This window comes from Thermogemmata fonticola, assembly GCF_013694095.1.
In the GTDB taxonomy this organism is placed as follows: domain Bacteria; phylum Planctomycetota; class Planctomycetia; order Gemmatales; family Gemmataceae; genus Thermogemmata; species Thermogemmata fonticola.
In genome coordinates this window covers 124487-133963 of record NZ_JACEFB010000011.1, presented here as the reverse complement: position 1 = coordinate 133963, position 9477 = coordinate 124487, and the positions used below count along the sequence as shown (strand labels likewise).

At 62.5% G+C, this 9477-nt stretch carries 4 protein-coding genes; 2 read left to right on the top strand and 2 right to left on the bottom strand.

Annotated features, from left to right (window positions below; translation table 11 throughout):
* Together H0921_RS13740 and H0921_RS13735 are read right to left on the bottom strand one after the other, a co-directional pair.
* A partial coding sequence (locus tag H0921_RS13740) for a type I polyketide synthase (protein WP_194539075.1) occupies positions 1 to 4047 on the bottom strand: 4047 nt, incomplete at its 3' end.
* A 103-nt stretch (positions 4048 to 4150) separates the two neighbouring features.
* On the bottom strand, positions 4151 to 5776 hold the full coding sequence (locus H0921_RS13735; protein WP_194539089.1) for a PfaD family polyunsaturated fatty acid/polyketide biosynthesis protein: 1626 nt from the start codon (positions 5774 to 5776) through the stop codon (positions 4151 to 4153).
* A gap of 828 nt (positions 5777 to 6604) precedes the next feature.
* Here H0921_RS13735 and H0921_RS13730 point away from each other — a divergent pair.
* Both H0921_RS13730 and H0921_RS13725 read left to right on the top strand, forming a co-directional pair.
* The gene (locus H0921_RS13730; protein WP_194539074.1) at positions 6605 to 7915 is read left to right on the top strand and encodes a WD40 repeat domain-containing protein; all 1311 of its coding nucleotides are present in this window, start codon (positions 6605 to 6607) and stop codon (positions 7913 to 7915) included.
* A 189-nt stretch (positions 7916 to 8104) separates the two neighbouring features.
* Positions 8105 to 9361, top strand: a complete 1257-nt coding sequence (locus H0921_RS13725; protein ID WP_194539073.1) for an ADP-ribosylglycohydrolase family protein — start codon at positions 8105 to 8107, stop codon at positions 9359 to 9361.
* Positions 9362 to 9477 lie beyond the last annotated feature (116 nt).

The following is a 9477-nucleotide window of genomic DNA, read 5'->3' as shown; positions in this document are numbered from 1 at the left end:
CGCTACTGAGCCAGAATCCAAAACAGGTTGCGAAGCGGGAGCTGGAGCCGAAGCTGGCGCTGGAACGGGAACAGGTGTAACAGGGGCAGTGGGAGATGAAGCCGAGGGGGATACGGCAACTGGAACGGGAGCCATCTTAGGCGGAGACATTTCGGGCCGTTGTATTTCCCGCACCGGTTGTACACTTTGGCGGCTATCGAGCGGCGGTGTATCCGCTCGGTCCCCTGCCAGCACCGAGGACGAGGAAGATGCCGCCACCTCTGCTGGAAGTGAAGCGGACGGCGGTTTGGCCGACATTTCCAACAGACGTGATGCAGACACCGGCGCGGGAGAAGCTGGCGCCATCTGCCCTGGGGATGCCGCACCCGCTGGCACACCATCGGAACCAGACAGCGAGGAGGGGACCGAAAGCGGCACGCCGCCGCCCCACAATTGCCGTTGTTGTTCCAAGAGAGCCAGCAAGGTGCGCTGAGCGGTCTCCTGAGCGTCCAGAAATTGTTTGTGCAGGGCGGCAGTTTGCTCCTGGATGCGTTGGACCAGCGCTAGGCTCTGCCAGGTCAGTTGCAACAGTTGGTGCCACGGGTCCGCCGACCGCGTCACCGGCACCCCGGGACGCGCATCTCCGTCTGAACTCCCTCCTCCTGCTGCCACTGATCCGCCCGCCGACGCCGGGGCAGTCTCTGAATGTCGGCGGCAATCCGCTCCAGGATCGGAGCCAGTCCGCACATAGTCTGCGGCGGCAGGGACAGCCACCGGAGATGTTCGCGGGGCATCCCGTGGCGGGTCCGTGTTTCGCGCTGGGGCCGAAGGGTCGATACGCGTGTGATCCATCGTCGTAGTCCCTGGAAATAACGACTTGGGGAAAGAAGGTTGTTTTAGGGTATTGGCTGGTGAAGATACCGCAGATGGTGGAGCCGATGCTAAGGCCGGAGGCGGGGCAGAAGGGGTGAGCACAGAGGGTTGAGTGGGAGCCGCTGACGGAGTTGCCAGCGCGGACGAAGGAAGGGTAGCACACGGCAACGAGGCGGGGGCAGGATCAGGTCGTGAAGGGGGCAGGAGGGAGGAAGCAGCGGGACCAGAAGCGGCAGGGACGGGCGCTGCGGAAGGTGCCGAGGAGGCCGGCGGCGGAGAAGCGGGAACCGCCGAGGCAGCCTTGGGAGCCACATAATTGGCCCCACTGATGGACACAGTCCAACGGCCCCTGGGAGTCTGCTGACGAAGGGGCCGACACCGGCTCTCGCGCTCCCATGCCTCCAGATGTAACGGATAACCCAGCGCTGCCACCTGCGCGAGCAGATGGGCCAAGTCCTCCACACCAGAACCTTGACCCGCGGAAGCGTCCAGAGGTAAAGCCACCGCCTCGGCCGCTCCTGTGCTGCGGATGATCGTATTCACGAGGCGAGTCAGGACCGTCCCCGGTCCCACCTCCACAAAGCAGCGCAGGCCGTCCTGGAGCATCCTTTGCACTTGCTCCTGAAAGGCCACAGGCCGGACGAGTTGCTCCGCGAGCAAGGTTCGGACCCCGGCGGGATTCGGGGGATAGGGCGCTGCCGTGGCGTTGGCATAGACCCGGCCTTGGGGAATTTGAATGTCGCAAGCATTGAGCAGGCGATGGAATGGTTCCACCGCGCTTTGCACCCAGGGACTATGGAATGCTCCAGAAACAGCCAAGCGGACGCAACCAACACCTTGCCGTTGCAGGAAGGCCGCCGTCCGCTCGATTTCCGTCAGCGGTCCCGACAGGACCTGTTGTTCCGGTCCATTGCGGTTCGCCACAACCACCTGCCATTGGTGCTGAGCGATCCACTGCTCCAGGACGTCACGGGAGGCCCGCACGGCCAGCATGCCGCCGGGGGTACATTGACCCGCCGCCGCCAACAATCGGCCCCGCTCCCGCGACAAGCGATAGAGCGTCTCCGGCGTGTAGCATCCCGCCGCAGCCAGGGCCACAAGTTCACCGTAGCTGTGGCCTGCCCAGGCAGAGGCTGCTAGGCCAAAACGCTCCCGCAGGACTCGCCAAGCCCCCCAGCCGATGGCCCCCAAAGCGGGTTGCGCCCACTCGGTCGCCCGGAGTTCCGCTGTCTGTTGCTGACGTGACGAATCATCGAAGGCAGCAGGCGGATAAATGCGATCGGACAGCCGCCACCCGTCCTCTTCTCCACAGACGGCATTGGCCTGAGCTAGGCTCTCCAGCATCTCCGGGAACAAACAGGCCAGTTCCCGCAGCATGCCGACATATTGCGAACCTTGACCTGGAAACAGAATCGCCAGCCCACCTGGAACTGCCCCATAACCCAGATACGCCCCCGGCCTGACGGTGAGTTGTCGCTGCTGGGCGGCCTCTGGAAGCCGCTGCCACACTTGATTCAGCCACTGGCGGCGGGATGGAGGTCCTTGGCGAGTCAGAACGAGCAGCAAGCGAAAGGAGGCGGTTGGTTTCCACTGCTGCCGGGCCTGTGCGGCTTGCAGGAATAGTTCGTCCACATGGTCCGGCAGTTGGGCCACAGCGGCGCGGAGGTCTTCCAGGGACTCCCCGGCCAGGGGGAGGATTTCCACCTGTCCGGTCCAGTCGGGTGCGGTCTTGCAGGGAGAGTATTCTTCTAGCACGGCGTGGAAATTGCTGCCCCCGAAGCCGAAGGCGGAGACGGCGGCACGCCGGGGATGCTCCGCGCGCGGCAGCCACGGACGTAAGGTGGTATTGAGATAAAAGGGGCAATCCGGGGCCCGCAGCGGTTCCACCGGCTGGCGGACTTTCAAAGTCGGCGGCAGCACTTTGTGATAAAGGGCCAGCACCGCTTTGATCAGCGAGGCGGCCCCCGCTGCTGCCTTGGTGTGGCCAATCTGCGATTTGACACTGCCTAGAGCACACCAGGGCCGGGTACGCCGCGAGGCAGCCTGCTGCGATGCGGCCTGCTGATAAACGGCGATCAAAGCCTGCGCTTCCGTGGCATCGCCCACCCGCGTCCCTGTCCCATGGGCTTCGACCAGTTCCACCGTTACGGGGGAAATACCGGCCCGCTCATAGGCACTGCGCAAGCAACGCTGCTGGCCTTCAGCACTCGGAGCATAAATCGCTGTCCCCCGACCGTCACTGCTGCTGCCGATCCCCCGCACCACCGCATAAATGCGGTCCCCCGCCGCCACGGCATCGCCCAGCCGTTTGAGCACCACCAGTCCCAGCCCTTCTCCTAGAATGGTGCCATCGCCGTCAGCGTCGAAAGGGCGGGCATCTCCTGTGCGAGATAAGGCAGGTGTTTTGCTGAAGCACATGTACATGAAGATGTCGCTGAAAGTGTCGCAGCCGCCGGTGATGACCACGTCCGCTCGGCCAGTTTCCAGCTCCAAAGCCGCCATTTCCACCGCGGCCAGGGCGCTGGCACAGGCCGCATCCACCACGCAGTTCGTCCCCCCCAGATTCAGCCGGTTGGCGATCCGGCCCGCCACCACATTCCCTAACAGACCCGGAAAGCTGTTCTCTTGCCAGGAAACAAACTGTTCCCCGATCCGCCGGACGGCCTCCTCGATTTGTTCCGGAGCAATCCCCGCCGCTTGCATCCCCCGCCGCCACTGCGGATAGGCCAAACGGGCACCCAGGGGAATGACCAACTCCTGCGGACCGGTCACACCCAGGATGACCGCCACCCGGTCCCGGCGAATCCGACGACGGTCGCCCGCCGTCACCGAATCCCGCCGTTCATCCACGACCTCGATGCCAGCATCGGCTAGCGCTTGTTGCGCCGCAACCAAAGCGAGCAATTGGGTGCTGTCGGTCGCCTCCAGGTCGCGCGGCGCAATGCCGAAAGCCAGGGGATCGAACTCCACCGCTTCCAGAAAAGCCCCGCGGCGAGCATAGGTCCGATCCGCTGCCTTGGGATCGCTATCGTAGTACTCCTCCAGAGAAGCCACCGACCAGCGTGACGGCGGCACCTCCGCAATGCCATCCACACCCCCCTTGATGGCCGCCCAGTACCAGGAGGCATCACGACTTCCTGCGGGAAACAGGCAGCCGATCCCGATCACCGCCAGCGGTTCGCTTCTATTCGCCATCGCCGTTTCCCGCATCGTCCTGAAACCTCCCGACCTCTCGGAGAACCTCTGTCTCCTCGGCTCGCCAATGGTCCCAACCGATCGCTCAATTCAGGCGGAGCGCTTATACCGCGGGGGCAAACCAGCGCTGTAACTCCTCCCGCCGCCACGGACCCCGCGGATAGTAGTCATCACTCCAGTTCACCCCCATCTGCTGGAGCTGCATTCGCCGCAGGGCTATGCACGACCCGTAAAGTAGGTTCCAGCCCACGGCCACCACCTGGCGTTCTCGAACGGCTTCCAGAGGCGAACCCCGCACCCAGGCATTGAAACCGCCCATCGCAGGACCACACCAGACCTGATAATCCAACTCCCGCCCCGGCTCTCCCCGATTGGCCCAGCGGCTCGACAGACCCAAATACCAGCGGAAGGCCAGGGCCAGGCGGTGCTTCCCGTCGCGCTGGGCGCGTTCCAACTGGCTGGCATCCCGCTGCTGCCAGTACTCCTGGACCTGATGCCAGACCTCGGCAAACGACTGGCGGAAACAGACCCGTTCCACCCATTCGCGCTCGGAGGCGGGCAGTTCCTCCCAACTCCCATAAGCACGGTACAGGTCATAGAGCCGCTGGGCGCGCATGGCGAACATAGTGCCGCGCTTGAGTACCTGCACCTTGACGCCCATCTCGAACATGTCCGCCGCCGGAGCCATTCCCACATCCGCGATGGCAGCCTGCGCCAGCATGGCCCGCACGGCCTCGGACGTGCCCGATTCCACACAGGCTTGATTGATGCTCCCCGTCACGACGTAATCGGCGCCCATCGCCCAGGCCGCCGCCACGGCCTCCGGCGTGGCTATCCCTCCCCCCAACCCCACCCGCACGCGTGCCTCATATCCATGTTCCCGCCGCACTTGCTGCGCCAATGCCCGCATCAAGGGCAGCAGCACCACCGCGGGCCGATTGTCCGTATGGCCGCCGGAATCCGCTTCCACCGTGACATCTTCGGCCAAGGGACGCCGGGCGGCGACCGCGGCTTCCCCTTCTTGCAGCCGGCCGCTCCGAACCAACTCTGCTAGCATGTGGGGCGGCGGGGGACTGAGGAAGCGGCGGGCCACCTCCTCCCGCGAGACCTTGGCAATGATCCGATGCTTTCCCCCGCCATAGGCCGCATACCACACCAGTGCCGGGGTCAACTCCATGTACGCGCTCGCTTCCACACACCGCACCCCCTGACGCACCAGCACCTCGGCCACGCCCCATTCCCACTCCGGCTCCTGCGGGCTGTGGATTAGGTTTACGCAAAAGGGCCGGCTCCCCAGTTGCGCTTGCAAGCGATCCACGGCCTCGGCCACTCGTGACACCGGCAAACCCGCGGCCCCAAAACTGCCGAGAAACCCGCCTGCGCTCGCCGCACAAACCAGTTCCACTGAGGCGATCCCATTGGCCATCGCCCCTGTCATGTAGGCGTAACGCACCCCATGGGCTTGCCGGAAGGCCGCGCTTCCCAAACAGGACGGCTCCAATCGGCCCAGCACTCCCATCACCCCATAGCCGTCAGGACTTGCCTTTCTGGACCCCAGAACCACCCGGCCGCCCCGCGCTACACCCCAACGGCCTGCCTCATCCCGCACCACCACCACTTCCCGGCTCACATCCCCAATCACCGCCCGCACGCCCGCCGCTGACCACACACATCCCCCTCCACCCTCCGGCACCCACCAGCCCAGGACACACCGCTCGGCATCTTCCATCACTCCCACGCTCCTGTTCTCTCCCTACAGCCCCCGCACTACCCTAGGCGTACAAATTCCCCTCACTCCGTCAATACAACCGCTCCGACTCCTCCCCTTTCCCAATTCATTCACCGTCCCTCTAGACCGAACTCCATCCACCCGCCCGTACCCTTCCCCATCCGCTTATGTCCTCCCCCCTCCTCGCAAAGCGAGTGCAGCAAACTTCCAAGGCCATCCCCACTGGCAAAACAAGGCTATCCACTCTGCTAACAACTAACCTCCTGCGGCTTCAGCCTTCACCCCTCCTCGCCCATCCCTCTATTGATAGTCAGGACGGCTCCCCGGCATGATCGACCTTGACCGAAAGTCATCTCCCGTGGCGTTGGCCTGTTGTGTTTCCCCGCCATGCGGAACTTTTTTCCACTTTTTTTCCATTTTTTCCTTGACAAATCGCCAAATATGGGACATTTATACATTAGGTACTCTCCAACGAACCGCTGCCACCTCATGGGTTCGGTTGTTACGCCCTCGGACCCACCCGAAAGGGATGCAACTTCCCCCCACGCTGTTGCACCCGTTCCTAGGGTTGATCCATCCCGCCATCACCCTGACAGTGGGACAGTTCACAGACTCTCTGACAGAGTGGACAGAGTGGAAGCTGTGTAACAGCACCCTGCTCCAGGCAAACCGCGGCGGGTGGTGGAACGTCAGCAATACAAACGAGCGCAGGACACATGAGCGTAGGACAACCGGAGAGGGAGGGGAAAATCCAGAGCAACGGTACCCGCAAGCACCGGCGGTTGAAGCCGCCTGTGGAAGCTAACTTCAAACGAAAGGAGACTCACCATGACGACAAACGGATCGGACCGCCTTTGGGATCGCCGGGCTTTCTGCCGCACGGCGGCCGGACTGCCCCTGCTCTTCGGCCCCGGTTCAACTTTCGGGCAAGCTCCAGGAGGAAACTCGCAGTCAGGAGGTCCCTCTGGCCCAGGAACTGCTCCAGAAAAACCCCCGTTACCCCACGTCGGGAAAGAAATCGCTCGCATCCCTTTGGCGCTGGCTCGGTGCGTGAGCTTTGTGCCATTCAATAACCGCCGGTTTCTCGTTGCCGCCGGCAACACCGTGCACTGTTTCGATCTGTCCACACTGGAGAAACCGAAAGAGGTCTGGAAGAAGACCTCCTTCCCTCCTCCGCCGCACCGCGACGACCATCCCAAGTTTCCTCCCTTCGATGCGATCTATGATCTGGCCTGGGAGACGAGCTGGGCCAACAACGACCGGCCTCGGCCGTATTACTGGGCCACGGCGCAAACAGACCACGTGGTCGTATGGGAGTTTTTGACTCATCCCCGGCTTGTAGAAGCAGCAGGAGGCGAAGAAGCCCGGCCGCTCTTCAGTCTGGCAGCTTCAGCCGACATTGTCCGCCGACCGCTTCGGGCTGTCTGCTTTGCCCCTCCCGATGACCGCTACATTTGTGGAGCCAGTGCTGACAAAACCGTCTATGTCTGGGACCGCACCACCCGCAAAATGGTCTACGCTTTGGGAGGCCACACTCATGAGGTTCATGCCCTGGCGGCGTCGCCAAACGGGCAAATCCTGGCCAGTGGCAGCGCTGTGGGAGAGATCATTCTGTGGAATCTTCCCGAAGGCAAACAACTCCGTGCGATGGAGATACCCATTCCCGGCAAACGCAAAGTCGTACCCCGAGTCAGCCGTCTGTTGTTCTGGGAGAACAACAAACTCATCGCAGCAGTGAGGGATTATCCAGCCATCCACGTGTGGAACGTGACCACAGGAAAACAGTTACAGGTTCTGGAAGCGCCGGAGGTGCCGCAAAAAGACCCGCCCCTGCCCTGGGTTGTACCCTTTCGGGTCGTCCCAGAGCGCGGCTTCACCTGCCTGGCCCGCTGCGGTCGCTATCTGATTGCGGGGGAGCATCGGTTCCGTGGTTATCCCAACCCCAACAGCCAGCGGCCCGTGGTGGAGAACCTACCCAGCACCATCTTCGTGTGGGATCTGGAAAGCGGCAAAGCAGCGGGTATCCTTTTCGGCCACGCCAGCAGCATCCAATCGATTACTGTATCTCCCGATGGCCGTTACCTGCTTTCTACTGACGGTCAGGATATTCGACTCTGGGAACTGAACCTGCCGCGCTGATCACGCCGCAATGAAACCCACGCCGCAATAGAATCGCTAGCTATTCCGATGGGGTTTCGAGGGGAACTCGCAGCAGCTACCTGTCGAGGAAGGATCCTTTTTGTGGATCAGCCCCAGGGTCATAGCAAGGAGCAAAGGATTGTGACATAATCGGATTGCCGAACCCAACCTTGTAGCGGAGGATTTTCCATGCATACACCCTGGCGATTTCCAGCCCTACTATTCCTGGGCGCAGCAACGGTCGGTGCCGCGGTAACGCGAGGGGCAACAGTCCAGCCAGAGCAAGCCACGCCTCCAGCCAAGCTCCAAGTCCGCGAAGCCATCCTGACGCGGCAGGAATTGTATGACCGCATCTACGGCGGCTGGCTGGGCATGCTCATTGGAAATCTCGAAGGGCTGCCTCATGAGTTCAAATACCTGGAGCAGCCCCGCGATAGCCTGCCGCAGTTCACTTTTCTCGCCCAGGGTGCCCGCTCCGATGATGACAGCGACATTGAGCTGACACATTTGTACTTCATGGCGCGGGACAAGACCCTCAAGCTGCCCTACGCCCGGATTGCCGAAATCTGGAAGGCCAACATGAACACAGGAGTGTGGCGGGCGAACAAACGGGCACGCGCCTTGATGGAGGAGGGCTTGTTGCCGCCCCAGACCGGCGACGTCGATCGCAACGAACACGCCTGGTACAACCTCTCGGCCCAATTCTGCACGGAAGCGTACGGTTTGGTCTGTCCGGGAATGCCCCAACTGGCCGCCGAGTTGGGATTGCATTATGCGAAAGTGGCCGTGTCCCAGGAGCCGTTGCAGGCAGCCCAATTCTGGCCAGCGTTCATCAGTCTCTGCTTCGTGGATCAGCGGCCCATCGAACAGGTTCTCGAAAGTGCCCTGCCAGCGTTGGATCGGCGGAGCAGTCTCTATGCCGCCATTCGCGATGCCCGTGCTGCTTTTCGCCAGCATCCGCAGGATTGGAAAGCGGCTCGTCAACAGATTCATCAACGCTGGTACCGCGAGCGCGGCTGGAATGACAATGCCACGCCAACTAATGGCGCACTGATCGTACTGGCTTTGCTTTACGGTCAGGATGACTTCTACAAGACGCTGCAATATGCGATGGCCCTGGGTTACGACGCCGATTGCAATGCTGCCACTGCGGGCTGCATTCTCGGTGTCCGCTGGGGTCAGCGCCGCCTGGCCCAATTGCCGCAGTACAAAGTTCAGGACATCTACCTCAATCGCACCCGCCCCCAACTGCCCGAAAAGATGCGGATCAGCGAGCAGGCCGACCTCATCCTCGAACTGGCCGAGCGCGCCATCTTGCAGCAAGGGGGTAAGAAAGTCCGTCAGCAGGACAGCGATGCCTATGCGATTGCCGCACAGGAACCGCGTCTCCTCGAACCCTTGCCCGACCAGCCTCGCCAACCTCCGCAGGGTCAGCCGAAGAAGTGAGCCGGCCTTTCTCGCAGCGACCTTGTTCGGTCCTAACCCCCTCTTCCCATCGGAGAATAGGGGCGTTTCCCACACAATGCCTGGCCGAAGACCTGGTCCATGGGGAGCAAGGCCAG

Excerpts from the sequence above, each read along its gene's own strand:
- H0921_RS13735 (WP_194539089.1), bottom strand. The coding sequence starts at position 5,776 with ATGGAAGATGCCGAGCGGTGTGTCCTGGGCTGGTGGGTGCCGGAGGGT.
- H0921_RS13730 (WP_194539074.1), top strand. The coding sequence starts at position 6,605 with ATGACGACAAACGGATCGGACCGCCTTTGGGATCGCCGGGCTTTCTGC.
- H0921_RS13725 (WP_194539073.1), top strand. The coding sequence starts at position 8,105 with ATGCATACACCCTGGCGATTTCCAGCCCTACTATTCCTGGGCGCAGCA.